The sequence below is a fragment of the Amycolatopsis decaplanina DSM 44594 genome, assembly GCF_000342005.1.
In the GTDB taxonomy this organism is placed as follows: domain Bacteria; phylum Actinomycetota; class Actinomycetes; order Mycobacteriales; family Pseudonocardiaceae; genus Amycolatopsis; species Amycolatopsis decaplanina.
Window position 1 is genome coordinate 677170 of the sequence record NZ_AOHO01000048.1, and the last position, 26281, is coordinate 703450.

General features: G+C 68.7%; 22 protein-coding genes. 16 read left to right on the plus strand and 6 right to left on the minus strand.

Features of this window, described 5'->3' with window-relative positions; translation table 11 throughout:
- Positions 1-88: 88 nt before the first annotated feature.
- Both H074_RS15960 and eccD read right to left on the minus strand, forming a co-directional pair.
- On the minus strand, positions 89-1738 hold the full coding sequence (locus H074_RS15960; protein WP_007031064.1) for a type VII secretion-associated serine protease mycosin: 1650 nt from the start codon (positions 1736-1738) through the stop codon (positions 89-91).
- A gap of 23 nt (positions 1739-1761) precedes the next feature.
- Complete coding sequence (gene eccD, locus H074_RS15965) at positions 1762-3126, minus strand: type VII secretion integral membrane protein EccD (RefSeq protein WP_083920423.1); 1365 nt, start codon at positions 3124-3126, stop codon at positions 1762-1764.
- A gap of 470 nt (positions 3127-3596) precedes the next feature.
- Here eccD and H074_RS15970 point away from each other — a divergent pair, with 470 nt between their 5' ends.
- The 5 genes from H074_RS15970 (at position 3597) to H074_RS15990 (ending at position 10893) form a co-directional block, all read left to right on the plus strand.
- Positions 3597-7604, plus strand: coding sequence for a type VII secretion protein EccC (locus H074_RS15970; RefSeq protein WP_007031066.1), 4008 nt, complete (start codon positions 3597-3599; stop codon positions 7602-7604).
- 68 nt (positions 7605-7672) lie between these two features.
- Positions 7673-9628: a type VII secretion-associated protein gene (locus H074_RS15975; protein WP_039922469.1), complete on the plus strand. Its 1956-nt coding sequence runs from the start codon at positions 7673-7675 to the stop codon at positions 9626-9628.
- A gap of 12 nt (positions 9629-9640) precedes the next feature.
- A complete protein-coding gene (locus tag H074_RS15980) occupies positions 9641-10003 on the plus strand; it encodes a hypothetical protein (RefSeq protein WP_007031068.1) in 363 nt (120 codons plus the stop codon).
- Between the two features lie 232 nt (positions 10004-10235).
- The gene (locus H074_RS15985; RefSeq protein ID WP_007031069.1) at positions 10236-10556 is read left to right on the plus strand and encodes a WXG100 family type VII secretion target; all 321 of its coding nucleotides are present in this window, start codon (positions 10236-10238) and stop codon (positions 10554-10556) included.
- Between the two features lie 52 nt (positions 10557-10608).
- Positions 10609-10893: a WXG100 family type VII secretion target gene (locus tag H074_RS15990; protein WP_007031070.1), complete on the plus strand. Its 285-nt coding sequence runs from the start codon at positions 10609-10611 to the stop codon at positions 10891-10893.
- Between the two features lie 123 nt (positions 10894-11016).
- Here H074_RS15990 and H074_RS15995 read toward each other — a convergent pair whose 3' ends face one another.
- Both H074_RS15995 and H074_RS16000 read right to left on the minus strand, forming a co-directional pair.
- Positions 11017-11751 (minus strand): DUF4333 domain-containing protein, encoded by a 735-nt coding sequence (locus H074_RS15995; RefSeq protein ID WP_007031071.1) that lies wholly within the window; start codon positions 11749-11751, stop codon positions 11017-11019.
- A gap of 59 nt (positions 11752-11810) precedes the next feature.
- Positions 11811-12701, minus strand: coding sequence for a hypothetical protein (locus tag H074_RS16000; protein WP_007031072.1), 891 nt, complete (start codon positions 12699-12701; stop codon positions 11811-11813).
- A 275-nt stretch (positions 12702-12976) separates the two neighbouring features.
- Between H074_RS16000 and rplM the strand changes: the two genes are divergently transcribed.
- The 6 genes from rplM to H074_RS16030 all read left to right on the plus strand — a co-directional run bounded on the left by rplM (position 12977) and on the right by H074_RS16030 (position 18985).
- Positions 12977-13429, plus strand: coding sequence for a 50S ribosomal protein L13 (gene rplM, locus H074_RS16005; RefSeq protein ID WP_005166833.1), 453 nt, complete (start codon positions 12977-12979; stop codon positions 13427-13429).
- A gap of 14 nt (positions 13430-13443) precedes the next feature.
- Complete coding sequence (rpsI, locus tag H074_RS16010) at positions 13444-13938, plus strand: 30S ribosomal protein S9 (RefSeq protein WP_007031073.1); 495 nt, start codon at positions 13444-13446, stop codon at positions 13936-13938.
- Between the two features lie 257 nt (positions 13939-14195).
- Complete coding sequence (gene glmM, locus H074_RS16015; RefSeq protein WP_007031074.1) at positions 14196-15530, plus strand: phosphoglucosamine mutase; 1335 nt, start codon at positions 14196-14198, stop codon at positions 15528-15530.
- 136 nt (positions 15531-15666) lie between these two features.
- Entirely contained in the window at positions 15667-15978 is a 312-nt protein-coding gene (locus tag H074_RS16020; protein ID WP_007031075.1) for a hypothetical protein, read from the plus strand.
- Positions 15975-18476 (plus strand): hypothetical protein, encoded by a 2502-nt coding sequence (locus H074_RS16025; protein WP_007031076.1) that lies wholly within the window; start codon positions 15975-15977, stop codon positions 18474-18476. Before H074_RS16020 ends, H074_RS16025 begins: the two co-directional genes overlap by 4 nt.
- 29 nt (positions 18477-18505) lie before the next feature.
- The gene (locus H074_RS16030) at positions 18506-18985 is read left to right on the plus strand and encodes a hypothetical protein (protein WP_007031077.1); all 480 of its coding nucleotides are present in this window, start codon (positions 18506-18508) and stop codon (positions 18983-18985) included.
- A 4-nt stretch (positions 18986-18989) separates the two neighbouring features.
- Here the strand turns inward: H074_RS16030 and H074_RS16035 are convergent, their stop codons facing one another.
- Entirely contained in the window at positions 18990-19922 is a 933-nt protein-coding gene (locus tag H074_RS16035; protein ID WP_007031078.1) for a cytochrome P450 family protein, read from the minus strand.
- A gap of 15 nt (positions 19923-19937) precedes the next feature.
- Here H074_RS16035 and H074_RS16040 point away from each other — a divergent pair, with 15 nt between their 5' ends.
- The 5 genes from H074_RS16040 to H074_RS16060 all read left to right on the plus strand — a co-directional run bounded on the left by H074_RS16040 (position 19938) and on the right by H074_RS16060 (position 25326).
- Positions 19938-21635, plus strand: coding sequence for a fatty acyl-AMP ligase (locus tag H074_RS16040; protein WP_039922597.1), 1698 nt, complete (start codon positions 19938-19940; stop codon positions 21633-21635).
- Positions 21625-21930, plus strand: coding sequence for an acyl carrier protein (locus H074_RS16045; RefSeq protein WP_007031080.1), 306 nt, complete (start codon positions 21625-21627; stop codon positions 21928-21930). Before H074_RS16040 ends, H074_RS16045 begins: the two co-directional genes overlap by 11 nt.
- Positions 21931-22068: 138 nt before the next feature.
- The gene (locus H074_RS16050; RefSeq protein ID WP_007031081.1) at positions 22069-22383 is read left to right on the plus strand and encodes a hypothetical protein; all 315 of its coding nucleotides are present in this window, start codon (positions 22069-22071) and stop codon (positions 22381-22383) included.
- Positions 22380-24761 (plus strand): collagen-like domain-containing protein, encoded by a 2382-nt coding sequence (locus H074_RS41015; protein ID WP_007031082.1) that lies wholly within the window; start codon positions 22380-22382, stop codon positions 24759-24761. The genes H074_RS16050 and H074_RS41015 overlap by 4 nt, the downstream gene beginning before the upstream one ends.
- Before the next feature lie 28 nt (positions 24762-24789).
- The gene (locus H074_RS16060; RefSeq protein WP_007031083.1) at positions 24790-25326 is read left to right on the plus strand and encodes a hypothetical protein; all 537 of its coding nucleotides are present in this window, start codon (positions 24790-24792) and stop codon (positions 25324-25326) included.
- Between the two features lie 97 nt (positions 25327-25423).
- Here the strand turns inward: H074_RS16060 and H074_RS16065 are convergent, their stop codons facing one another.
- The gene (locus H074_RS16065) at positions 25424-26248 is read right to left on the minus strand and encodes a dienelactone hydrolase family protein (protein ID WP_007031084.1); all 825 of its coding nucleotides are present in this window, start codon (positions 26246-26248) and stop codon (positions 25424-25426) included.
- Positions 26249-26281 lie beyond the last annotated feature (33 nt).

Consider the following 26281-nt stretch of genomic DNA (forward strand, 5'->3'; position numbering starts at 1 on the left):
GCCGAGCGACTTTAGCGGGCTAAGTGTGATCTGGACGGCTCGGAGTCGAATCCGGCTCAGATCGCACTTAGCCCGCTAAACGCAAGTCCTACGGGGTCTTGCGGCCTGGTGAGGCGGTCTGCCGGTTGCGGCGGACCGAGTGCACCACGAACAGCGTGACGAGCAGCGCCACGAGACCCCCGCCCGTTCCGGCGAGCGCGACGATCATCGGGGCGGGGTCACGGTCGTTCGCGGGCGGCAGGTTCGCGGGCAGCTGGACCGGCTTCGCCTTGTCCGCCTCCGACGGCACGATCGCCGTCAGCGCCGCGATCGGATCGATGACGCCGAAGCCGACGAAGTTGTCCCGTCCGCCCGGCGCCGCGGGGTGCTGTGCCGTCGCCTTGATCCGGGTCATCACTTCACGGGCCGTCAGCTCCGGGAACTTCGCGCGCACAAGTGCGGCCACACCGGCGACGTACGGGGCGGCGAAGCTGGTCCCTTGAATGGGGCCGGGGTCCTTGCCGCCCTCGATGGTCAGGTTGGCCAGGCTGCTGGACCCCTCGGCCGGGTCCAGCGAGATGATCTTGGTGCCCGGAGCGGCGACGCTGACCCACGGCCCGTGGACGCTGAACTCCGCGACGCCGCCGGTGTCGTCGATCGCCGCGACCGACAGCACGTCTTCGGAGAACCAAGGCGGCGTGACGATCGTCTTGGGGGACCTGGGGTCCGGCTGATCGTTCTGCGGGCATTTGTCGCCGACGTTGCCCGCCGCCGCGACGACGACCACGTTGCGCTCGACGGCGTAGTTCACCGCCGCTTGAAGCTCCTGCTCGCCCTTGGTGATGCTGCCGGTGGCCGAGCGGCAGTTGTCGACTGACATGTTGATGACATTGGAGCCCTGGTCGACAGCCCGGACCACCGCCTGCGCGAGCGTTGTCAGCGTGCCCGCGGTCTTGCCCTGCTCCTGCTGCCGTCCGCCCTTGTCCTGGCCCGGTGCGGTTCCGTCCGCCGCGCCGCCGACAGCGCCATTACCCTGCGAGGACGGCGGAAGCTGCGATCCCGGGTTGTTCGACGAAGCCGGCGGAGCGGAGCTGGAGACAGGTGGCGGCTCGGATTTCTTCTCGGCCTCTTCGTAGTTCTGGCTGGACTGACGGATCGACAGGATCGTGGCGTCCGGCGCGACCCCTCGGAATCCGATGCTCGCGTCGGGCGGGTTCGCGGCGATGATCCCCGCCACCTCGGTGCCGTGGCCGTCACAGTCTTCGAGCCCCGGCGCCTTGCCCCCGCCGGGGTTCGCGACGTAGTCGCCACCCGATTCGACACGGCCCCCGAAGTACGGGTGCGCGGAGACGCCGGTGTCGATCACGGCGACCTTGATGCCCCCTCCGACCGACTTAGTGGCGCCGCGCATCAGCTGGTGCACCTTTTCGATCTGGAGGTACTCCTGGCCCCATGGCCGGTTCTTGATGTCGACCTGGTCGCCGCCGAGCTTGCTGCGCTGGACGCACTCGGTCTTCTTCTCGTAGGTCTTGTCCGGCTTGCCCGAGTCGTTCGGCTTCTTGGACTTGTCCACCGGAGGCGGGGTCGCGTAGTAGCCACCGGCGTCCGGCGCGACGCTGCTTTGCTGCGCCCACGCGGGAAGAGCCACCGACGCCGGCGAGAGAACACCGATACCGGCCGCCAGCAGCACCGTTCCGGTACGTCCGGCGAGGCCGAGGTGGCGGACGCGCGTCCCCCTGGACTTCCGCGCTACGGCCATCAGAGCATCATCCGATCGGGTCGTCACTTGAAGTTGAGGTGGCGCAGCGTCGTGTAGAGATCCATGACGCCGAGCGCCAGCGGGAGCACCGTCGCGATGAAGACGGCCTCGAAGATCTCCACCGTCCGCCGCAGCGGCGGCGAGAAGCGCTGGTTCGGGAAGATCACGCCGACCACGAGCGCGCCGGCGCCGATCAGCAGCAGCGCGCCGAACACGAACAGGACGCGGTTCAACGGGCTCGCCGACCACATCCAGCCGAGCAGGATGCCCGCACCGGACACCATGCCGGTGGTGAGCAGGGCGATGGCCTGCGCGCCGTTCGCGTACGCCCGCGCCCTCAGGAGCAGGACCAGCGTGGCGACCACGCCGAGGATCGGGCCGAAGATCGTCGGCGACGTCGAGGCGATGATCGCGAACAGGGCCGTGGCCGCGCCGCAGCCGGTCAGCAGGCCGGTCATGTACTCGTGGGCGACCGCGGTACGGCGTTCGATGGCGCGGTAGTCCGGGAAGCCCGAGTCTTCCTTGAGTTCTTCGGCGCTGCCGGGAACGTGCGGCGTCGGAAGGGCCGCGAGCTTGATCGTCGCGCGGGGCAGGATCGAGATGCAGGCCAGCGAGAACGCGGTGGCGCCGGCGGCGACACCGGCGATCGGGGTGTCGATGAGCGTCGCGGCCAGGAACGTCAGCGCCGAGATCGTGGCCGTGGTCGCGGCCGCGATGAAAGTGGTGATCCCGTGCCCGATGACGAGGATGCAGACCGCCGCCACGATGATCACGAGAGTGCTCGCGAGCAGCAGGTTCGCCCACAGGGACAGCCCCGGCACGATGTAGAACCCGCTGACGAACGCCAGCGGCAGACCGCCTGTCGCGGCGATCAGCACACCGGTCGCCTCCGCCTGGTAGGCCTTGGCCAGTGTCGCGCCGATCGCGACGCACGCGATCGCGCCGACACCGCCCGCGATCGCGGCGGCGAGCGCGTTGCCACCGTAGAAAGATCCACTGGTGAAGAGCGCGAGGGCCGCGAAGAACAGCGCCAGGCCGCCAGCGATGTGCCCGAAGCGGCGCGCCGTCTCCTTGGTCCACGGACGGAAGCTGTCCGGTGACGACTCGGCGATCGCGTCGACTACATCGTCGTACAGCGGGGGCGGCGGGTTCTCGTTGCGCTTGCGCAACTGCAGCAGTTCGCCATCGACGACACCGAGGGACGCGAGGGTCCGGCTCGGGTCGAGCGGCGCGTCGCCCAGCTTCGCCAGTGCCCAGCCGCCGTGGCGGGCGCCGCCGTCCGGCGTCGCCTCCTTCGCCATCTCCAACAGCATGGGCAGCAGGTCCGCCACCGCGACGTCAGCCGGCAAAGCCACGTCGATCCGGGTGCGTGGCGCGACCACCGTCACCCTGCTGAATACCGTCGTGCCCGTTGCCACTGCCTTCCCCCTGCCCTGAGAGTCTGCTCCCGGGGGAACCTATACCGAACCCGGGTGCCCACATCATCGACTGTCGGAAAAAGACCGGCAAAAGTACGAGAGGCGACCTCCGAAGCCCCGCTGACCGGCTGCCGGCGCATCGACTTTAGCGGGCTGATCGTGACGTCCAGGGGAGCCTGGGCACCTGAGCGGGCCCCGACCGCCGGATCGCGATTAGGGGGCTAAACGCACGTCGGGCGTCTGGCCGCCGGATCGCACTTAGCCCGCTAAACGCACGTCGGCGGAGCCGGAGCCCTACACTCCCGACATGCGTACTGCCCCGGCTGGGGCCGTTCTCGGCGTTGTCCGGATTTCACCGGCCACGTTCGATAGGTTGTCTCGCGCACCCGTACGCGCACCAACGGTGGCCGCCATCGTCGAGTTTGAAGAGGGGTCCTTCGATGAGCACGCTGCAGTTCAAGAAGTCACCGCGCCTGGCGGCGCCGCGGCCGCCGGGCGGCGAGGTGCATCTCGAACCGCCGCCTGAGGTGCCGCGCACCATCCCGGGCAACATCGTCATGAAGCTGCTTCCCGCGGTGATGATCGTCGCTTCCCTCGGGATGATGGTCTTCATGTTCACCACGGGTGGACGCAATCCCATGATGATGATGATGGGCGGCATGATGGTGCTCAGCACCGTCGGCATGATGGCCGGCGGCGCGGGCAAGGGTGGCGGCGCCAAAAAGGCCGAGATGGACGAGGACCGCAAGGACTACCTGCGCTACCTCGGCCAGATGCGTGACAGGGCCCGCGAGGCCATGGTCGACCAGCGCGCCGCGCTCGAGTGGGTCCACCCCGACCCGCAGACGCTGTGGTCCCTGGCCGCGAGCCGCCGCATGTGGGAACGCCGTCAGAACGACCAGGACTTCCTCCACCTCCGCGTCGGCCGAAGCTCGCACCGGCTCGCGACGCGGCTCGTGCCGCCGCAGACCGGCCCTGTCGACGAGCTGGAGCCGATCGCCACGCTCGCCCTGCGCCGCTTCGTCCGCGCGCACTCGATCGTCCCGGACCTGCCGACCCAGATCACCCTCCGCGGGTTCGCCGCGGTCAGCATGCAGGGCGACCGCGGCCTCACCCGCGGCCTCACCCGGGCGATGCTGGCCCAGCTGGTCACCTTCCACAGCCCCGACGACGTCCTCATCGCGGTCGCGACGGCGGGCCGCGCCAAAGAGGAGTGGGAGTGGGCGAAGTGGCTGCCGCACGCCCAGCACCCGGCGCTCGCCGACGGTATCGGCCAGCTGCGGATGATGGCCGGTTCCCTCGCGCAGATCGAGCAGTGGCTCGACGAAGAACTCCGTGACCGCCAGCGGTTCTCCCGCAACGCGACGCCCGCACCGGACCAGCCGCACGTCGTCATCATCATCGACGACGCCGAGGTCACCCGCGAGGAGCAGATCATCCTCGAAGAGGGGCTGGTCGGCGTCACCCTGATCGACCTTTCCGACTCCATCGGCAACCTCGCGGCCCGTCGCGGTCTGCGGCTGGTCGTCGAGGAAGACCGTCTCGGCGCGCGCAGCGCCGGCGGCGTCGAATGGTTCGGCCGTCCGGACACGCTCAGCGTGGTCGAGGCCGAAGCGCTGGCCCGGCTCCTCGCCCCGTACCGCGTCGGCACCGCCGCGCAGGACGCCGCCGAGGAAGAGCCGCTGCTGTCCAACCCCGGTCTGCTCGAACTGCTCGGCATCCCCGGCGACCCGATGACCTTCGACGTCCAGCAGGCATGGCGGCCGCGCCCGGTGCGAGACCGCTACCGCGTCCCGTTCGGCGTCGGCGAGTACGGCCAGCCGGTCGAGCTGGACATCAAGGAAGCCGCGATGGAGGGCATGGGCCCGCACGGCCTGTGCATCGGGGCGACCGGTTCCGGTAAGTCGGAGTTCCTCCGCACCCTGGTGCTGGGCATGCTCGCCACGCACTCGTCGAGCACGCTGAACTTCGTCCTCGTCGACTTCAAGGGTGGCGCGACGTTCCTCGGTCTGGACTCCGCCCCGCACGTCTCCGCGGTCATCACCAACCTCGCGGACGAGGTCACGCTGGTCGACCGGATGAAGGACGCGCTGGCAGGCGAGATGAACAGGCGCCAGGAGGCGCTGAAGAACGGCGGTAACTTCAAGAACGTCTGGGAGTACGAAAAGGCCCGGGAGAACGGCGCCGACCTCGACCCGCTGCCCGCGCTCTTCATCGTCTGTGACGAGTTCTCCGAGCTGCTGGCCGCGAAGCCGGACTTCATCGACCTGTTCGTCGCCATCGGCCGTCTTGGCCGGTCGCTGCAGATGCACATGCTCCTCGCGTCGCAGCGCCTGGAAGAGGGCAAGCTGCGCGGTCTCGACTCGCACCTTTCCTACCGCATCGGTCTGAAGACCTTCTCCGCCGCGGAATCCCGCGCCGCGATCGGCGTGCCCGACGCGTTCGAGCTGCCGTCCGTTCCCGGCGGCGGTTACCTCAAGTACGACACCTCGACGCTGGTCCGCTTCAAGGCCTCGTACGTCTCGGGTCCGTACCGGCCCGCGGGCATCAAGGCCGCGGGGCCGGTCGCGACCGTGGTCCGCGCGGACAAACGCCCGCAGCTGTTCGTCCCGGACTTCGTCGAACTGCCGAAAGAACCGGAGCCGCAGCAGATCGAGGCCGCGCCGGTCGAAGAGGCCAAATCGGAGGAGGCCGTCGAGCCCAGTGAGCTCGACGTGATCGTCTCCCGGCTGATCGGCCAGGGCCCGCCGGCGCACGAGGTCTGGCTGCCGCCGCTCAAGGAGCCGAACTCGCTCGACACCCTGCTGCCGAACCTGAACCCCACCGACGACCGCGGCCTTTCCCCGGTCGGGTTCTTCGGCAACGGACGGCTGCAGGTGCCGATGGGCATCGTCGACCGTCCGTACGAGCAGCGCCGTGACCTGCTGTGGGCCGACTTCTCCGGTGGCGCCGGGCACGGTGTGATCGTCGGCGGTCCGCAGTCGGGCAAGTCGACCATGCTCCGGACCCTGATCATGTCGATGGCGCTGACCCACACCCCCGAGGAAGCGCAGTTCTACGCGCTCGACCTCGGTGGCGGTACGTTGGCCGGTCTCCAGGGCCTGCCGCACGTCGGTGGCGTCGCCGTCGCCCGGCGCGAGCCGGACAAGGCCCGCCGGATCGTGGCCGAGCTGACCACCCTGCTCACCGAGCGGGAAGGCCGCTTCGGTGCCATGGGCATCGACTCGATGAACGAGTTCCGCAACCGCAAGCGACGGGGCGAGATCAAGCCCGAGGAAGACGCCTTCGGCGATGCCTTCCTGATCGTCGACAACTGGAAGGCGCTGCGGGACGACTTCGACGAGCTGGAGACCTCGATCACCAAGCTCGCCACCCAGGGTCTTTCCTACGGTGTGCACGTCATCATCGCGGCGAACCGGTGGGCGGACATCCGCCCGGCGATCAAGGACATGATCGGTACCCGGTTCGAGCTGCGCCTCGGTGACCCGAGCGAGTCGGACATCGACCGCCGGGTCGCGGTGAACGTCCCGGCAGGCCGCCCCGGCCGTGGTCTCACCAGGGACAAGCTGCACCTGCTGACCGGTCTGCCGCGTATCGACGGATCGAGCAACCCGGACGACGTCGCCGCCGGTGTCGCCGACGCGGTGGCGAAGATCAAGGCCGCGTGGAAGGGCCGCCCGGCGCCGCAGGTCCGCCTGCTGCCGGAGATGGTCACCTACGACGAGGTCCTCGGCATCGACTCCAAGCGCAACACGAAGCTGGTGCCGATCGGCGTCAACGAGGAAGATCTCCAGCCGATCTACCTCGACTTCGCCGCCGATTCGCACTTCTACGCGTTCGCGGACGGCGAGTCGGGCAAGACGAACCTGCTGCGCCAGATCACCCGGGGCATCACCGAGCGGTACACGACGCAGGAAGCGGTCATCATCCTCGTCGACTACCGGCGCACGATGCTGGGCTTCATCGGTGGAGACCAGCTGCTCGGCTACGCGGTGTCCGCCGCGCAGCTGGAGAGCATGGTCAAGGACGTCCACGGGTCGATGACCCGGCGGCTCCCCGGCCCGGACGTCACGCAGGAGCAGCTGAAGACCCGGTCCTGGTGGACCGGTCCGGAGCTGTTCATCATCGTCGACGACTACGACCTGGTCGCCACGCAGACGAGCAACCCGCTGAAGCCGCTCGCCGAGTTCCTCGCGCAGGCGAAGGACGTCGGTCTGCACATCGTCGTCGTGCGCCGCAGTGGTGGCGCGAGCCGGGCGATGTTCGACCCGATCCTCGGCAAGCTCAGGGAGATCGCGGCGCCCGGTATGGTCATGAACGGCTCGCGGGACGAGGGCAACCTCGTCGCCAACGTGAAGCCGAGCCAGATGCCGCCGGGCCGAGGAAACCTCGTGACCCGGAAGCACGGCAAGCAGCTCATGCAGGTCTCGTGGATCCAGCCGGACTGACCTCCCGCGGAACCAGGTGAGGTACGGGCCGGGCGTGGGATGACGACGACGATCTGCGGGAGTGGCTTGTGGCAGTGCGGGTAGCGGTGGACTTCGGGACATCGAGCACCTGCGTAGTCGCTTCGATCAACGGCCGCGAGCCGCAGGTCGTCGTGGTGGACGGGCAGCCCTTGATGTCGTCGGCGGTCTACGCCGCGCCGGACGGGACGCTGTTCGTCGGCCAGGAGGCGGAACGGCAGGCGGCGGTGGATCCATCGCGCTACGAGCCGAATCCGAAGCGCCGGATCGACGAAGGCGACCTGCTGCTGGGCGACAACGTCCTCCGCGTGACCGACGTCGTCCACGCCGTGCTGAAGCGAGCGGTGACCGAGGCACGCCGGCTCGCCGGGGACGCCGAAGTCGAATTGCTCGTCTTGACCCACCCAGCCGATTGGGGCGCGACCCGCACCCGTTTGCTCCGGCAGGCGGCGGGCGGGCTCGCGCGCCAGGTCGCGCTCGTGCCGGAGCCGGTCGCCGCCGCGGTCTATCACGCGGCGACGTTCGCTCCGGCCGATCTCAATTCCGAGCGCACCGTCGAATTCAGCGGTCGTCCCGGCGACGCTCTGGCGGTACTCGATCTCGGTGGCGGCACCGTCGACGTGTCCGTGGTGCAGCGCATGCCCGGCAGCCCCGCGGATCGCAGTTTGCCCGCTAAACGCGCCGGGTTCCAGGTGCTGGCCACCCGGGGGGATCCGAGCTTCGGGGGAGCGGACGTCGATCAGGCGCTTTTGGAGCACGTGGGTTCGCTGGTGTCGTCCGCCGATCCGCCGGAATGGCGGAAGCTCGTCGAGGGTCGCGAACTCACGGACAGGCGGCGGCGCCGCGTCCTGCGGCAGGACGTGCGCGGCGCGAAGGAGACACTGTCCCGGCACGCGTACACCGACGTCCCGATGCCGCCGCCGTTCGCCGACGCGCATGTGACCCGGGAGGACCTCGAGCGGCTCATCGCGGGCCCGCTCGGACGCGCGGTCGAGCTGACCGTGGCCGCGATCGGCGATTCCGGACTGCGGCCGAAGCAGCTGACGGCGATCTTCCTCGTGGGCGGGTCCAGCCGGATCCCGATGGTGTCCCGGCTGGTGCACGAGCGGACCGGCGTCGTGCCCACCACCCTGGATCAGCCCGAGACCGTGGTCGCCCGCGGCGCCCTGCGCGCGGTGCTGATCGACCCCGACCGGACGGGTTCACTGGCGGGCTCCGCGGTCTCCCGTGCCGGCGGTGCCCCCGCGCCGGTTCCCGCCGATCGGCGTCCCGACGCCCCGCGCCCCCCGTTCCCTCCCGGCCCCCACCAGCCCGCCCCGCCCCCGCAGAGCGCGTTTAGCCCGCTAAACGCGACGCGGCAGGGGCCGCCGTCGCCTCCGATGGGACAGGGGATAGCCGCCCCGCCGCCGTGGCGGCCGGGTGAGCCCTCCCGGGACACCAAGCCCGCCGAGCGTGGCGGCAAGAGCAAGAAGACGCCCTGGATCATCGCCGCGGCCGTGGTGGCCGTGGCGGCGGTCGTCGGCGGCGTCCTCTTCGCGGTCAACAGTGGGGAGGCCGAGCCGGAGGGCCGGACGCTCTCCCAGTACGACTACCGCTTCATCGCCCCGCCGGATTGGACACAGACCGACGACCGCGTCGCCGACCGCCAGGTGGTGATCCACCCGAGCGACTCCCTGACCGGAGACGACCTCGTGGTCGCGCAGGAGTTCGTGATGAACTACGACGCGACCGCCGACAGACAGAAACTGGTCGACGAGCTCGGGACCAAGGCGGCCAATGACCCCGACCAGAAGTACAGCGGGTTCAACGGTTCCGCGAACTACGCCGGCAAAACCGTCATCTACTACCGCGAGACCAAGCCGAGTGCCCGCGTCGACTGGTACGTGGTCGCTCAGGGAAAGATCCGCGTCCACATCGGTTGCCAGTACGGCACCGGCTCACCGCACGAACAGCGGGTGAGCGCGGCCTGCGAACAGGTCGTCAAAACGATGGCGGTCGTCAACTGAAGGGGGAGGCACATGCCACCCGAACCCGAGACCGCCGCCGAGCACTTCGCGCGCACAGGGCGCGACGCGGTCACCTATGCCCGGCAGGTCGCCCGTACGGCCAAGGCACGCTACGAACGCCGTCGGGGCGAGAACGCCGAACTGGCGAAGCAATTCGGCAAAGGACGACTCGCGGGTGGCGAGACCGCGCCGACCCCCGCCGTCGTCCGGAACGCCGCGAAACGGTTCCGCGCGGGCGCCGGTCTTCCGGTTCCCGCTTTGCCCCCAGCGGCAGACCTGGTTCCCCTTCGGCCAGAACCGGCGCCCCGACGGCCACGTGTGAGTGACGACGACGAGGACTTTTCGCAGTCGCGAATCATGAGCCGCGGCGATTGATCGACCACTGTGCATTCGCTAAATCCCGTGGTGGAAGCCATTTTTTCCGCGTGAATCGCAGCGCGCGGCCTGGGTTCCCTCGTTCGGTTCCCTTCGGGAGCGTTAACGCAAGCAACTACTTGAAAGCAACGAGCGACAAGAGGGAACCAGACGTGGCAGTGTCTCCGTCGTAGGTCCGTACCAAACGAACTTCACCGAGTACGGATAACCACGAACGAAGGGGGTAGCTCCCATGGCTGGCGGTTTTCAGGGGAATGTCGAGCAGTTCACCCAGGCTGAGAAGCGGGTGACCGAGGTTCGCGTCTCGATGGACCAGAACCTGAGCAAGCTTCGCGACAACATCGAGGCCACCCGCGCGGGCTGGACCGGCGACGCTTCGATCGCGTTCAACAACGTGATGAAGCGCTTCAACGAGGCGGGCCGTGGGCTCAACCAGGCCCTCCAGAACATCGCCGACCTGCTCGAGCAGGCCGGCTCGAAGTACAACGCTTCCGAGCAGCAGCAGCAGGAACTCATCAACTCGGTCAACAAGGGCTTCGGCGTCCTCGGCTGATCTTGCTCCACCCCGCGACAATCCGAGACTTTCTTAATCACTGGAGGAACTTATGAGCGAGATGAAGGTCGATTACGCCACGATCCACGCGGCGGCCGACGACTGCAAGAGCACCGGTGGCGAGCTGGAGTCCCTCTTCGGGCAGCTGAAGAGCGACCTCGCTCCGCTGGTCAACACCTGGCAGGGTGACGCGCAGACCGCGTACATCGCCGCGCAGACCGAGTGGGACAACAAGTTCGAGGAGCTCAAGCAGCTGCTCGCGCAGGTCGCCGGCGTGCTGCCGCAGCTGGCCGACGGTTACCAGGCCACGGAACAGGGCGTCACCGGCCTGTTCTGAGTCTTCCGGCTCCGAACGAGCAACGGCGGGCAGGCATCTTCGGATGCCGAGCCCGCCGTTTCGTTTGTGTCAAAGGAAAAGCCGCGACGGGGAGCGTCGCGGCTTTTCCGTGTCCGGAAGAGGTCAGTGCGGCGCGCCGACCTCGAATTCCGGGGTGGTGTTCAGCACCCGGACGGTGACTTTCTTCTGCTGTCCCGAAAGATCGATCGAACAGTCGAACGTGGTGCCGTTCTCCACCGGCTGGCCGGAAGGACAGGTCACGTTCTTCACGTCCGGCTCGCCGTAGTTCTCATTGAGCACGCGGACGACACCGTCCTGGACCGACTTCTGATCGAGAGTGTCACCCGCGAACGCGCCGAGCAGCCAGGCTCCCACACCGCCCGCGATCACGACGGCCGCCGCGATCCCGCCGATCAGCAAGGTCTTCTTGGAAACCTTGGGCTTTTTTCCGGGCTCGGCGCCGAAAGCGCCGAGCCCGCCGTACTGCGAAGACTGCGCGGGCTGGAACCCGCCGCCGTACTGTCCCTGCGGGGGAGTGCCCGGAATCTGTTGCTGTGCCTGCCAATCCTGCTGCGGCACCGGCTGCTGCTGTGGCTGCTGCCACGCCGTGCCCGGCGCCGGGGTGGCGCTTTGCTGCCAGGGTCCGGAAAAGGAACCTGTGACGCCGGGCTGCTGTTGCCACTGCCCCGTGTAGGAGCCGGTGGTCGCGGCGCCTGCGTCGTTCTGCTGCCACTGCCCGGCATGCGGTCCGGTGGCCTGGCCTTCCTGTTGCCAGCCTTGCTGCTGGTTCGCGGGATTCGCGGGCGGCTGCCACCACTGCTGCGGCTGTTGTGGCTGCTGTTCGGGCGGCTGGCTCATCGGTGGTCACCTCGGGGCATCGAGAAGTGCACGGCGTCGGGACGAAAGCGGGTCATGCCTCAGACGCCCTTCAGCTCGTTGAACCGGCGATTGAAGTCGTCCTTGGCCGCCTTGTCCGGCAGCACGGTGATCTGCGAGGCGTCCGGCAGCTTCGGCAGGTCCTGCGCGCTCGCTTTGCCGGTGAAGCGGAAGTCGTAGCGCAGCTCGATCTTGTGCCCGCCGCCCTCGATCTTCGCCTCCATCACGATCTGGCTCAGCGTCCCGTCCGGGTTGAGGGAGACGGTGGTCTGAACCGGGGCCTTCTTCATCTCGTCCGTGATCGCCCCGCTGATCGACGGCGGCAGGACCTCCACCCGTCGTTCGATGAACTTCCCGAACGGGACGTCGGCGGTCAGCTCGATCCGGTTCTCGGGAAGGCTTTTGGCGCCTTTCACGATCTTCTTGTCCGCGTTGTAGGACACGGCGATCGCGTCGGCCATCTTGCAGGCGTGGATGATCCCGACCCACGCGCAGGGGATCGTCAGCCCGGCCTCCGACTTCGGCATCGAAACCCACGGCGTCGGGGCGAGGCTCTTATAGACGGGCCCGAGGTACACGTACTCGACGGTCCCGTCGCCCGGGGTGTACCAGTCGATGCTGTCGTCCGGGTTCTTCTGCGAGCGCTGGCGGCTGACCCGGCCTTCCGGCGTACCGGTGCGGGCCGAGGAGATCGTGCTGCGGATGTACTTCTCGTCGAAGCGGAAGTAGGCGCCCGACTCGCTGGTGACGTCGCGCTGCTGGCCGATGGTGTCCTGCAGCTTGTTCATCGCCGTTTCGAACTTCGTGCCGACGTAGGTCGCCGCGTCGTCGCCCTTCGGCACGGCGGTGCCCGCCCGCCCCTGGCCGCAGGCGGTGGTGAGCGCCAGCACGGCGCTCAGCACGCACAAGATGGTCGTTGGACGTTTGTTCATCGCCGTTCCCCTGATCGAGTCCCCGCGCGCGGTGCGCGACCGGATCGTCTCATCCTCTCCCGCGAAGGACGATGCCGTGGGCGGTTCCGCCACACCGGCGGGGTACAGTTGCGGGGCGCCCGCCGGGCGCCGGTCCTAGTATGGGACCCCGGACCGACCCCCGCTTCGAGGCAGGGTCGGGCGTGGGGGTATCTTCATTAGTCGTTGTGCGCTGCGGCGCGTAAGCGCTAGGCCCGCACAGAACCCACACGCAATGTTGACGACGAGGTAGACCCTTGCCCACGTACAGCCCCAAGCCCGGCGACGTCACTCGTGCCTGGCACGTGATCGACGCCGAGGATGTCGTGCTCGGCCGGCTCGCGACCGAGGTCGCCACGCTGCTGCGCGGCAAGCACAAGCCGACCTACGCCCCGCACGTGGACACCGGTGACTTCGTCATCATCGTCAACGCCGAGAAGGTTGCGCTCACCGGTAACAAGCGCGAGCAGAAGTTCGCGTACCGGCACAGCGGTTACCCCGGTGGTCTGCGTAAGCGCTCCTTCGGCGAACTGCTCGACACCAAGCCCGAGCACCTGCTCGAGAAGGTCGTCAAGGGCATGCTCCCGAAGAACAAGCTCGGCCGCGCCCAGGCGAAGAAGCTCAAGGTCTACGCCGGTGCCGAGCACCCGCACGCCGCGCAGCAGCCGCAGGCGCGCGAGATCACCAAGATCGCGCAGGTCGCGCAGTGAGTGAGGAACAGTCTGTGACCAGCACCGAGACCGAGGCCGTCGAGGCCGTCGAGACCCCCGCGGTCGGAGACGCCGTCGCGACCAGCGAAACCCCCGCCGCCCCGCGCCCGTCGCGTGCCGCCGGTGGCAACGCCCAGACCGTCGGCCGCCGCAAGGAAGCCGTCGTCCGGGTGCGCGTCGTTCCCGGTACCGGTGAGTTCAAGCTCAACGGCCGCACGCTCGAAGAGTACTTCCCGAACAAGGTGCACCAGCAGCTCATCCGTGAGCCGCTGGTGACGGTCGACAAGCCCGACTCGTTCGACATCTTCGCCAACCTGCACGGTGGCGGGATCTCGGGCCAGGCCGGTGCGCTCCGTCTCGCGATCGCCCGTGCGCTCGTCGAGGTCGACGCCGACGACCGCCCGGCCCTGAAGAAGGCCGGCTTCCTGACCCGTGACGCCCGCGCCACGGAGCGGAAGAAGTACGGCCTCAAGAAGGCCCGTAAGGCTCCGCAGTACAGCAAGCGCTGATCGCGCCTCTGGCGCAACCCTCGGAAGCGCCCATCCGTCTCTCGGATGGGCGCTTCCGTGTTTCCGGGGTCCTTCGGGCTCCGCTCTCGCCGTAGTCCCACCAGCCTCACCCGCCACATTCGCCCCACCCGTGTCACGGTTAGCCCGCTAAAGTCGCGCGCGTCGCGTTTAGCCCGCTAAAGGCGAACCGGGGGTGCGGGAGGACAGACAGGGGCACTGGCTAGGTTGTCGTGGTGGTTTTTCAAGGAGGTCGACAGATGGCACGTCTATTCGGTACCGACGGCGTACGTGGCCTCGCCAACGAGGAGCTGACCCCGGAGCTGGCGCTCTCGCTCGCCGCCAGCGCCGCCCGCGTCCTCGCCGCCCACGACCGTTCGCACCGCCCGGTCGCGGTCGTCGGCCGTGACCCGCGTGCCAGTGGCGAGATGCTCGAAGCCGCCGTCGTGGCGGGCCTCACGTCCGCCGGTGCCGACGTGCTCCGCCTCGGCGTCCTCCCGACGCCCGCCGTCGCGTACCTGGTCGGCGCGCTCGAAGCGGATCTCGGCGTGATGATCTCCGCCTCCCACAACCCCATGCCCGACAACGGCATCAAGCTCTTCGCCGCGGGCGGCCACAAACTTCCCGACGGCATCGAGGACGAGATCGAAGCCGGTCTCGCCGCTCCCGTCACCCGCCCGACCGGCATCGGCGTCGGCCGGGTGAAGGACGTCCCCGACGCGGGTGACCGCTACATCCAGCATCTGCTGTCGGCCACCCCGCACCCGCTCGCGGGCCTGCGCGTCGTCGTCGACTGCGCGAACGGCGCGTCCTCCTTCGCCGCCCCCGAGGTCTACCGCAAGGCTGGCGCCGAGGTCATCGCGATCCATGCCGACCCGGACGGCGTGAACATCAACGAGCACTGTGGGTCGAATCACCCGGACGCGTTGCGCGCGGCCGTCGTCGAGCACGGTGCCGACCTCGGGATCGCGCACGACGGTGACGCCGACCGCTGTGTCGCCGTCGACGCCGCCGGCGAACTGATCGACGGCGACCAGATCATGGCCGTCCTCGCGCTCGCCCTCGCCGAGACCGGTGAGCTGGCCAAGAACACCCTGGTCGCGACCGTGATGAGCAACCTCGGGCTGCACCTGGCGATGCGCGCACACGACATCAACCTCGTCACCACCGCGGTCGGCGACCGCTACGTCCTCGAGGAGCTCCGCGCGAGCGGGTTCGCGCTCGGTGGCGAGCAGTCGGGGCACGTCGTCCTGCCCGCCTACGCGACCACCGGCGACGGCCTCCTCACCGCGCTGCGGGTGATGAGCCGCATGGCGTCCACCGGCAAGTCGCTCGCCGACCTCGCCGCCGTCATGAACCGCCTCCCGCAGGTGCTGGTGAACGTCCCGGTGGCGGACAAGGCGGCGGTCGCCGTCTCGGCCGCGGTCCGCGACGCCGTGGGAGCCGTCGAGGCCGAACTCGGCGAAGAAGGTCGTGTCCTGCTGCGCCCGTCGGGCACCGAGCAGCTGGTCCGCGTCATGGTCGAGGCTCCCGCGCACGACACCGCACAGGCGGCGGCGGACCGGCTCGCGGGCGTCGTCTCTTCCGCCTCGTAAGCCCCCTCACGATCTTCCCAAGTCGCTGCGCCCGGGTTACCGGCCCGGTACATTCCGTGTGCAAGGAACGGCACCGGGAGGGCTTGGGCCACGTCTGATCTCCGACGCAGATCGTTGCCCAGGGTGAGGGGGAGACATGGCCGGCGGCCACAAGGTCGATCCGCAGGCGTTGACGCAGGCGGCCAAGGCACTGAGCGACATTCCGAAGCACGCTTTGGAGCAGCCTTTGGCCGCGGTCAAGGACATCCAGCTGGTCGCGATGGATTTCGGGCAGGGACACCAGGAGAGCTACGGCCCGTACCGGCCCGCCGTCACGCGGCTGGCGAACATGGCCGACAGCTATCTCAAGGCCGCTGACCTGTTCGCGCAGAAGCTGAACGCCTCGGGCGGCAAGTACGAGGCCAACGAGGCCGACACGAGCCAGTCCGTGAAAGCGAGTGGCCGGTGACCGCCCAGGAAGAAGACGACCTCCCGACCCGTGCCGAGGTCGAGCAGATCATCAACGACGAGCGGATCCCGTGGGACGTTCGGCGGGATCTCGCCCTCCAGTACATCGACTACATCGAAGACGAAGACCCCGACGAGGTCGGCTTCGCCAGCGACGAGGACAAGAACGGTTTCCGTGACGCCGTAAAGGCGCAGATGAAGATCAGCGAAGGCGATCTCAACGGGAACAATGTCTGGGGCGGGATGCTGTCCGACATCCCGGTGATCAACAGCCTGGAAGACAGTGTCCAGGTCGCCTATGGCAACGCCAAGGGATATGTCGACAAGTTCGCCGAGCAAGACCGTCAGGCGAATCAGAAGGCCAACGCCGATGCCAGGGCGGGCCTCGATCAGATGGCCTCCAAGGCGACGGCTACCAATCCCGCGGCGGAAACCTCGGATCAGATCCTGGACTTCGGCAAGCCGTCGTTCCGGAACATCGAGATCTTCGTTCCGCTCTACAACCGTTCGGTCGCGGCGGTGCATTCCGGTGCTCCGGCCGACATCAACCAGCTGCGTGGGCTGTACGACCAGCAGCGGAAGATCCCGTTCGGCAAATTCGCGGCCGGTGCCGACGAGTTCACGAAGCTGAAGGAAGCGGTCGTCACTTCCTCCGGTGACGTTTCCGGGGAGATGAAGAAGAACCTCGGTGGCTGGGAGGGGGCCGCCGCCGACCAGGCGCGGACCTATCAGCAGAACTACGAGGCCAAGACGAAGGTCGTCGCCGACGGCGCGGAACACGCGGCCGTCGCGATGATGACGGCGGCCGGTTCGGTCGCGAAATTCTGCCGCGACAAGGCCGACTGGATGATCAAGGCGTCGTGCGACCGGCTCGGTGAGGTGACCGCGCAGGACCTGGATCGGATCATCCGCATCGCGGAGCTCGGCAACAACGCCAGCCAGGACGACTTCAAGCACTGCTCGAAGTTCCTCGACCAGCAGTCGCGCGACATGATCAACGACGACGATTGCGACCTCGACAGCGAGACGGTCGAGCACATCATCGGGCAGGTCAAGGCCTACCTGTCGGGAACCTTCAACCCGTTCTATTCGAAGTACCTGACCGACTTCCAGACCATGTGCGCCAACACCCACACCGCGGTCGCCGGGGCTTGGCAAGGCCTGACCGACTTCTTCAGCCAGCTCGAAGAGAACCCGTTCGTCAATCTCGACGCGGCTGCCGGGACTTCGGACGGTGGGTTCAAGACCGGCGGAGGACAGGACAACGGTGGCGGTCATACCGCCGGTCCGGGCTCCGGACCCGGTAGTGGTGGCGGTGGCAACACCACACCGATCGGTGACACGAAGCCTCCCGCCCCTCCGGCGCCGCCGAGTCCTCCGGACCCGAACCTCAACCCCGTCACGGACAAGCCGCTCGAAATCGACCCGGAGACCGGCGAGGCGTATCCCATCGATCCGCGCACCGGCGAGGCGGTCAAACCAGAGGGTCCGGAAACCGTCACCGTCGAGCAGGGCGATCACAAGATCTCCATGGCCGAGCCCGGCAAGGACGGCAAGATGGGGATCTCGGTCGACGATGGCACGGGGCAACCGAAGGATTACAAGCTCGACTTCGGTGACTCGCGGCCATTGCCGGACGACACCCCGAACCGTGGACCCGGCGGTGACGCGGCGGCGGGCGGTGCGATCCATCGCGACACCGCACAACCGACGGACGCTCCGCGGGCGGACGACCAGGCGTTCAAGCCCGGTCCGGACGGCAAGATCCACATCGAGGACGGCGATCTCAAGATCACCGCCGAACGGCCGGACGGGCCCGATGGACCCACTCGCGTGACGGTCGACGACGGCAGCGGCAAGCCGACGACGTACACCCTCGGCGAGGAGAGCCCTGCGGCCAAGACGGCTGGTGGTGTCGCCACCGAGGCTCGTTCGGACGCCGCCGCCGTGCCGGGCGGCAGGCACACCGCCGAGCACGTTCCCGGGCAGCCGGTGGAAGCGGTGGCGAGGGACCACGCGACGGTGCAGACCGCTCCGGAGTCGGCGTCGCATGGTGGGGACCAGCCCGTGCGAACGCACGAAATTCCGCCTTCCGGCGCGGTCGAAGTCCCGGCGGCCGCCGCTGAACAGACCACGCCGGCAGCGGCTTCGGACTCGACGTCACCGCAATCGTTGAGCAACCCCATGGGTGACGACGACGGCCTTGGCGAGGCCTCCGACCCGGCGGGTGCCGGCGGCGGCGCGTCCGCTTCCTCGACCTCGGGGCTCGGCTCGGCGCCGGGCGGGAGTGGCGATCAGTCCGCTGCCGCCATGGGCGGCGGAATGGGCATGATGGGCGGCGGCATGATGGGTGGTGCCGGAGCGGGCGGTGGTGGTGGCGAGGATCAGCAACGCTCCTCAAGCGGTTACCGCGTCGACGGCGGTCTCTTCGACACGGCGACATCGAGCAGCCGGATCAGCGGTTCTCTCGATGACGACGGCGTCATCGGGTTCCGCTAACGGCAGGCACCAGCGAGGGAGGACTGACCGTGGGTTCCGAAGACGCGCTTGCCGCGATGAAGAGCAAATTGGCGAGTCTGGAGAGCGAGAACTCCGCCAGGATGGCTCTGCTCGACAAGCGCCGTGAAGAGGCGCTCGCCGAGGCCAAGGAGAAGTTCGACAAGCAGTCGAAGATCCAGGGCGGCGTCATCGTCCGGTTGCAGGAGCGCAACCGCAAGGCCAAGGCCGCGGGCGGCTGGGCGACCGAGTCGACGCTGGGCGAGAAGGTCGAGGACGACGGCGACTTCGGGTTCGAGGAGGACGAGGCTGAGAACGAGCGCCGTGCCGGGTATCGGACGGCCGAGGAGCCGCCGGTCGCGTACCGGCCGCCTGTTCCGGCTGTTCCGCCGCCACCCCCGCCGCCTCCGGCGCCCGTTCCGGAAGAGCGTCCGGCCGGGCGGCACCGGCGGGCGACGGCCGCTCGGGGTGACGACGACGATTTCGCCAACACCGACTGGCTGGCGACCTGAGCGGTCAGGTTCGCAGCGCCACGATGGCCCGCTCGACGCCGTGGAAGACGGCGTGCGTCTTGTACCGCACGTCTTCGGCGACGTGGTCGGGAGTCAGGATCTCGGCAAGGGCGCGAAGCGCCACTTCGCCCTCGGCGACCGCGACTCGCGAGCCGGGACAGGTGTGCCGACCGAGGCCGAAGGCGAGTTCGGCGCCGGGGCCCAGCGGGATGGCCAGTTTGTCCCCGGTCGTGAAGTCCTTGCCCGCCAAGGAGAACGGCGTGATCACGCGGCGGGCGGCGAAGCGGGTCGGGGCGATTTCGTGGATCAGGCCGCGTACGTCGTCGAGAACGTCTGGGCGGCGTAGGAGTTCAAGGCCGGCGAGGGCCAGGAAGTTCATGGAGTTCTCGTACGCCGCGTGGGCGAGCATCACCGGCGTGATCATCAGCTCGTCTTCGGTGATCCGGCCCGCTTCGTGTGCTTCGCGGAGCAGCGCCAGCCCCCCGCCTTCGATGGCCGTCGCCTTGAGGAAGAACATCGCGATCCTGAGCGCGGCGGTGTCGGCTCCGGCAGGCTCGCCCGACCAGACGTCCAGGTTCGCGGCGGTCTCCGAGAGGTTCGTCAGCAACTTCTCGCCGAGCGGCTCGACCGTGCCGAGCATCGCCTCCGTCACCCTGGCCGCCGCCGGCCTGGCGAAATCGGCCACCAGGTCGAACCGCGCACGCGACTTCAGCGGGCTAACCGCGACGCGGAGGTCGGAGAGCACGTCGTCCGGCAGGGGCTCCACCAGGGCGATGACCTCCTTGACCACCGCGCGCAGCCGCCGGTGGTCCGCGCCGTCCATCAGCAGGAGATTCGGTGTCTCGGCCGCGGAACCGCCCGGGTTCGAGCTGAGCTCGCGGTCGCGCAGGGCCTTGACGCGGTCCGCTGGATCGTCCAGCACGAAGAAGTCGTCCACGTTCGTATGATGCCCATGCCGCGGCCGGAGGATGTGCCAGTGTCACCAGAAGTGCCCGACGAAGTGTTGCGGACCCCGCTCCTGCGCCGGCTGCTCGAACGCGCCGGGGTCGAGCGTCCGGCGTACACGCACCTCGATTGCTCGAACCGGCACGAACCAGTCGAGGACACGCTGACCTGGGCCGAGCTGCTGATCCACGTTCGCGCTGTCGCGGCGAAGCTACGCGAGGTGATCCAGCCGGGAGACCGCGTCGCGATCACGGCGCGGCAGGACCTGTCGTACGTTGTCGCGTTCTTCGGCGCGCTGTACGCGGGAGCCGTCGCGGTGCCGCTGTCCGCTCCGGACGTCCGCGCTCACCGCGAGCGGCTCGTCGGGGTCCTCAACGACTGCGACGCCGACATTTGGCTCACGTCGGAAGCCCTGGTCGAACGGCTCACGGAGTTCGCCGGGGCCGAACCGGTTCCGGCGCCCCGCGAGATCATCGCCGTCGACACCCTGCCGCCGGACCCGGCGGACCAGTCGCCGCCGTCGCCTGTCTCCCCCGAAGACCCCGCCTACCTGCAGTACACCTCCGGCACGACGCGATCACCCGCCGGTGTGATCATCACGCATCGGGCGTTGTCGGCCGCCTGCTGGCAGATCTGTGCGGCCTACGACGTCGACGAGCGCACCACGTGCGTCGGCTGGATCCCGTTCTTCCACGACATGGGGCTGGCCCAACTGCTCGCGGGGACTATGCACTCCGGCGGCCGGACGGTGTTCATCGCGCCGCTGGAGTTCATCCGGCGCCCGGAGCGCTGGCTGCTGCTGATGTCGGCGTATCCGAACACGCTCACGGCGGCCCCGAACTTCGCGTACGACCTGGTGACCGAGGCCGTGCCCGAGGCGAAGCGCGCCGAGTACGACCTTTCGACGGTGTCGATCGCCCTCAGCGGCAGTGAACCGGTCCGGGCGGCGACCGTCCGGGAGTTCCTCGCCGCCTATGAACCCCACGGCTTCCCGAGGGGCGCGTTCCGCCCGTCCTACGGCCTGGCCGAGGCCACCGTCTACGTCGCCAGCGGCGATTCCAGCGGCCCGGTCGTGACCGAAGTGGACGGACGGGAAGTCGTCGAGATCGGCCGGCCCAGGGGGCAGCGTGTCCGCGTCGTCGCCCCGTCGGATCGCGTTTTGCCCGCTGAAGGCGACACGGGCGAGATCTGGGTCAAGGGGCCCAACGTGGCGGCCGGGTACTGGCGGCGTCCGGAGTTGACCGCCGAGGTGTTCGGCGCGGAACTCGACGGGGAAGGCGGCTGGCTCCGCACCGGCGACCTGGGCAAGATCCGCGACGGCAGGCTTTCCGTGACCGGCCGCATCAAGGACCTGATCATCATCGACGGCCGCAACCACAGCCCCCACGACATCGAAGAGACCGTCGCCGCCGCGCACCCTCTTCTCGGGCCGGAACGGATCGCCGCGTTCTCGGTCGACGGCGACGAAGGTGAGGGTGTCGTCGTGGTCGCCGAGCGCGCCCGGAAGGCCCCCGATTTCGACGAGCCCGAGATCGCGCGAGCCGTCACCCGCGCCGTCGCCGAGCGGCACGACGTGCGCCTCCGTGCCTTCTTCCTGGTGAAACCCGGCGGTCTGCCGCGGACCTCCAGCGGCAAGGTCGCGCGTTCCGCGGCCAGAACGCGGTACTGGGCGGCGGATGGGACAGAATCCCCCCATGGCAGCTGACGGGAGTGAGTACGTCGACGAGATCAAGGCGCTCGTCTGCGAGACCTTCGACGTCGATCCGGAAACCATCGACGAGAACACGCCCTTCGCCGAGATGGGTGTCGACTCCCGGCGCCGCGTCCGGCTACTGGCGACGGTCGAGGTGGAGTTCGGCATCGACATCGACCTCGACGAGCTGGATCGCCTCGTCGACATCCGAGGCGCGGCGACCGTGCTCGCCGAGGCCATCGAGGCGGGCGCGAAACCGCGAAAACGCGGTCTACCAGGCTTCTTGCGCCGAAATCGTTTGAGTTAGCAAAGGTGTGAATGTCCCTGCGGCCTCGGTGACCGGTGGGTACATTCTGTGTGCATATGCGACGGCACCTGATGCCGCCGGCGTGCGTCGTAGGTAGGACAACGAGGCGGAAACAGCGGGACGAAGGGGGCACCGGTCATGCCGGACGGGGGCTACAAAGCCGATTCAGAGGCGATGCTCACGGCGTCGACGTCGTTGGAGCGCGCGGCTGAGAACACGACGTCCGAGGCGGGGAAGGTCGGGCCGACCCAGGTGCAGCCCGCGGACTTCGGCCGGGTCCACAAGGACTACCAAAAGGGCTACGCCACCGGGATTCTCGCCATCTCCGACGCGATGAAGGGCTACGCGGGCCAGCTCACCCAGCTCGCCGGCGGGGTCAGCACCGCGTCGACCCGCTACACCTCATCCGACCAGGCGAACGCCGCGGCTGCCAACAAGGCGGGGACGCAATGAGCAAGTACACGTGGGAGCAGAAGAAAGCCCTGCTCGACGATCCGTACATCACGCAGGGCACGAAGGACGCGCTGATCTTCGGCGGGGACGCGGCCTACGAGAAGGCCATCGCCGAGCGTGACTCGAACGCGGCCGCGGACAAGAGGCAGAAGACCGCCGTGGAAAAGGCGGACAAGGATCTCGACGCCATGGCCAGGCCTGCCGCGGGCGGGTCCACGACCAAGTCCGACCAGGTGCTCGACCTGGGGAAGCCGGCCCTGGATTTCTTTTCCGATTGGGCCGAGCAGGTCTGGAACAAGATGCCGGACCGGCCGTACGAAATCAGTTACAAGACCGATGTCTGGGACCGGTTCCACGAGAATCGTGAGATCGATTTCCAGAAGATGTTCGACGAAGTGGAAGATCTCGGCGACGCGAAGAAGGCCGTCGAACAGACCCGGACGGACGCGACCGCGGCGCTGACCACTCTTTTCCACGACTGGAAGGGAGAGGGCGCCACCGCCGCGAAGGTCAAATACGAGCAGCGGATCCAGCCCGACGCGAAAGAACTCATCGCGCAGATGGACGGCGCCATCAAACTGGTGCCGGCGACGATCGACAAGATCTACACCGCGCTCAAGCTGAAGGTCGACGAAACGCTGAAGCTGCGTGTCGACAAGGTCGCCACGGCCCCGCTGTTCACGGCGAAACAGGTCGTCGACATCGCGAACGGCAAGGTCGACTCCAAAGAAAAGCTCATGGACGTCGCGTACTGGCTCGACTCCGCGTGTCCGGGCAACAATCTCGCCGAACGGCTGCGGGACGACGACTGCAAGCTGAACGACGAGAACAAGGAATACGCGATCGGGGCCGCGAAACAGTGGCTGAAGGGGTCGTTCGCGAAAGAGTTCGGCGAGCGGTTCGAGAACTTCAAGAAGCTCTGCAAGAACGCGACCGACACGATCAACACGCAGTATCACGAGCTTTCGCGGTTCATGGAGGACTACACGAACCCGTTCCCCGCGGCCGGTTCCCAGAAGCCGCCGGGTGACCAGAAGCCGCCGGGCAACGACGGCAACGGCGGCGGCACCCCGCCCGGTGGTGGCGGCGGGACCCCGCCCGGCGACGGGGGTGGCACACCTCCCGGTGGTGGGGGCGGCACGCCGCCGTCGGCTTCGGTTCCCGAGGCGCCGAAACCGGAGGACAAGCCCGCCGAGGGCATGAACCCGGTCACCGGAAAGCCGCTCGAGCTGGACCCCGAGACCGGCAAGCCGTACCCGATCGACCCGGCGACGGGCGAGGCGATCAAGGACGGCATCGACGGTCAGGACACCATGACCGTCCAAAAGGGCGACAACAAGATCGAGATGACCGAGCCGGATAAAGACGGCAAGATGGACATCAAGGTCGACGACGGCAAGGGCAACGAGAAGGACTACAAGCTCGACTTCGACGACCCGAAGGGCGAGGACGGCAAGCCCGGCGAAGAGGGCAAGGACGGCAAGGACGGCGACTTCGGGCCGAAGGGTGCGGTCAAGGAAGGCGAGCCCGGCCCTGACGGCGTCTACCGGCCCGGTCCGGACGGCAAGATCCACATCCAGGACGGCAACCTCAAGATCACCGCCGAGCAGCCGCAGGGCCCGAACGGCCCGACCGTGGTGACCGTCGACGACGGCAAGGGCGAGCCGACCACCTACACCCTCGACGAAAAGGGTGAGAAGAAGGAACTCAAGCCCGGCGACGTCCTCGAGACCGACGACATGAAGAACGGGCTCGACGACCGGAATCCCGGCAACCCGCAGCCTGGCAAGGTCGAAGAGGTCCGTCCGATGCCCGCCCCGGCCGATGCGGGCATGGCGTCCGGCGGCGGCGGTGGCTTCAGTGCTCCGGGCGGAGTCGAGGTCGGTGTCGGCGCCGAAGGGACCGCCGCGGTGTCCGCGGAAGCCGGTGGTGGCGCGTCGGGTTCGGGTGCCGATGGCACCGTGCCGACCGCCAGTGGCGGCGGAGGCGGTGGCAGCTTCGAAGGCGCGCTCGGCGGCGCCATCGACGGTGGTTCGGCGGGGTCGCTGAACGAAGCCGGATCGCTCGAACCGGGCATGCAGTCCGGGGGTGGCGCGCAGCCGGCCGCGGTCGAGGGAGGCCTCGGGATGGCTCCCGGCGGGATGGACCCGGCGCCCGCGGGCGCCGGCGCCGGAAGCTCGCCCGCCGGAATGGGCGGCATGATGGGTGGAATGGGTGCCATGGGCGGCGCGGCAGGCGGTGGCGGGGGTGACACGCAACGCGGGTCGAGCCAGTACCGCGTCGAGGGTGGCATTTTCGAGACCAGTGGCGCGGGCGGCCGGATCAGCGGATCGCTCGACGACGAGAGTGGCGACCGTTCGATCAGCTACGAGCGATGATCGGTAGCCGGGGAACGAGGGAGGACCGATGAGCGCTGTCGACCGGCTGGCGGCCGCCATGTCCAGGCAGGACGCCGCCATCACGGAGCAGTTGGAGCAGCGCGGGCTGCGGGAGCGGCATCTCGCCGATGCCAAGGCCCAGGCGGTGGAGACCATGCAAAAGGACGCCGCCATCCACGACAAGTACGCCGCTCACATGCAGGAACTGGGGAAGCGGAGCAAGGAGGCGGGCGGCTGGCTGACCGGCAAGACGACCGCCGACCGCAACCACACGATCGGCTTCGACATCGAGGACGACGACAAGCCGGACGCCCGGTTCGCCGAGTTCGGTGCCCGGCCTGATGCGTCACGGCCGGCGCCGCCTCCTCCGCCTCCTCCGGTCGCGCCCGGGGTGCCCGGAATGCCGGCGACGGTGGACGTCCCGCCTGCGGCACCGGCACCCGCTCCGAGTGCCGCAGCGTCCGAAGCACCTGGCACGCCCGCGCGTCGGCGAGGTCGTCACGCCCGTGATGACAAGGGATTCGACGACGACGACTTCTCGAATAACTCGTGGATGGTCGACTGACCGGCTTCACCGCACTTCAGGGCCCGGCTCGCCAGAGCCGGGCCCTTCTTCTGCCCCTGGCGCCGGATCGCGTTTAGCCCGCTAAACGCGATCTGCGTCAGGCGGCGGGTTCGTCCTGGACCTCGATCGGGGCGCGTTTGACGTCGGCGTCCAGCAGTGGCCGGTACTTCGTCGTTCCCGTCAGGTGAGTGAGGAAGAAAGCGGTGAAGAGCGCCCTCGTCAGCTGCTGGGTCCCGCGGTGCGGCTTCCCGTGCAGCAGCAGCTGGCTCCAGTGCCTGCCCTCGGTGACGCCGAGATGCGACGACTTCCCGAGCGTCCGCAGCTGCACCGGCCCGCCCCACGCGTCCGCGATGGCCTCGGCATGCCCGACGGGCGGCGCGACCAGGTCTTCGCCCGCCGCGAGGTGCAGGCCGGGGGCGCTCACCGACCGGGCCGAGACCGTCGCCGGCGGCAATGTCTGCGCGGGGGCGATGGTCGCGACGGCGCGAATCTCGGGCCGCTCGTCGTTCTCGGCTGCCTGCGCGGCCGCCAACACCGCCGAACCTCCGCCGGTCGAGTGCCCGGCCAGGCCGAGCTTCGCCGGGTCGACACTGATGCCGTCCGGGCCGAGGCGGACCGTCGTGATCAAGTCGAGTGTGGTGAGCAGGTCGCCGGCCAGCAGCCGGTGCGAAGGCAGCGGCCCGCGCTGGGTGGCCGGAGCCGCCGCGACGATGCCCCAGCTCGCGAGGTGCCGGAGCAGGTGCCGGTAGCTCCCGGTCGGCTGCAACCAGCCGTGCCCGAAGGCGATCGCGGGCAGACCGAGCCCCGAACGGGGCGTGAACACGACACCGGGGAGTCCGACCAGGGCGAGGTTGCCGCGCAGAACCTCGTGCGGACCTGGGTGGGACAGCTCCGCGAGCAGCTGCTTGGGCTTGCTGGCCATGCTCGTGACCTTACTGCCCGCACCCCGGTCCGG

Coding starts and splice junctions, on each gene's coding strand:
- H074_RS15960 (WP_007031064.1), bottom strand. CDS start 1,738: ATGGCCGTAGCGCGGAAGTCCAGGGGGACGCGCGTCCGCCACCTCGGC.
- H074_RS15970 (WP_007031066.1), top strand. CDS start 3,597: ATGAGCACGCTGCAGTTCAAGAAGTCACCGCGCCTGGCGGCGCCGCGG.
- H074_RS15980 (WP_007031068.1), top strand. CDS start 9,641: ATGCCACCCGAACCCGAGACCGCCGCCGAGCACTTCGCGCGCACAGGG.
- H074_RS15985 (WP_007031069.1), top strand. CDS start 10,236: ATGGCTGGCGGTTTTCAGGGGAATGTCGAGCAGTTCACCCAGGCTGAG.
- H074_RS15990 (WP_007031070.1), top strand. CDS start 10,609: ATGAGCGAGATGAAGGTCGATTACGCCACGATCCACGCGGCGGCCGAC.
- H074_RS15995 (WP_007031071.1), bottom strand. CDS start 11,751: ATGAGCCAGCCGCCCGAACAGCAGCCACAACAGCCGCAGCAGTGGTGG.
- H074_RS16000 (WP_007031072.1), bottom strand. CDS start 12,701: ATGAACAAACGTCCAACGACCATCTTGTGCGTGCTGAGCGCCGTGCTG.
- glmM (WP_007031074.1), top strand. CDS start 14,196: ATGGCACGTCTATTCGGTACCGACGGCGTACGTGGCCTCGCCAACGAG.
- H074_RS16020 (WP_007031075.1), top strand. CDS start 15,667: ATGGCCGGCGGCCACAAGGTCGATCCGCAGGCGTTGACGCAGGCGGCC.
- H074_RS16040 (WP_039922597.1), top strand. CDS start 19,938: ATGCCGCGGCCGGAGGATGTGCCAGTGTCACCAGAAGTGCCCGACGAA.
- H074_RS16045 (WP_007031080.1), top strand. CDS start 21,625: ATGGCAGCTGACGGGAGTGAGTACGTCGACGAGATCAAGGCGCTCGTC.
- H074_RS16050 (WP_007031081.1), top strand. CDS start 22,069: ATGCCGGACGGGGGCTACAAAGCCGATTCAGAGGCGATGCTCACGGCG.
- H074_RS41015 (WP_007031082.1), top strand. CDS start 22,380: ATGAGCAAGTACACGTGGGAGCAGAAGAAAGCCCTGCTCGACGATCCG.
- H074_RS16060 (WP_007031083.1), top strand. CDS start 24,790: ATGAGCGCTGTCGACCGGCTGGCGGCCGCCATGTCCAGGCAGGACGCC.
- H074_RS16065 (WP_007031084.1), bottom strand. CDS start 26,248: ATGGCCAGCAAGCCCAAGCAGCTGCTCGCGGAGCTGTCCCACCCAGGT.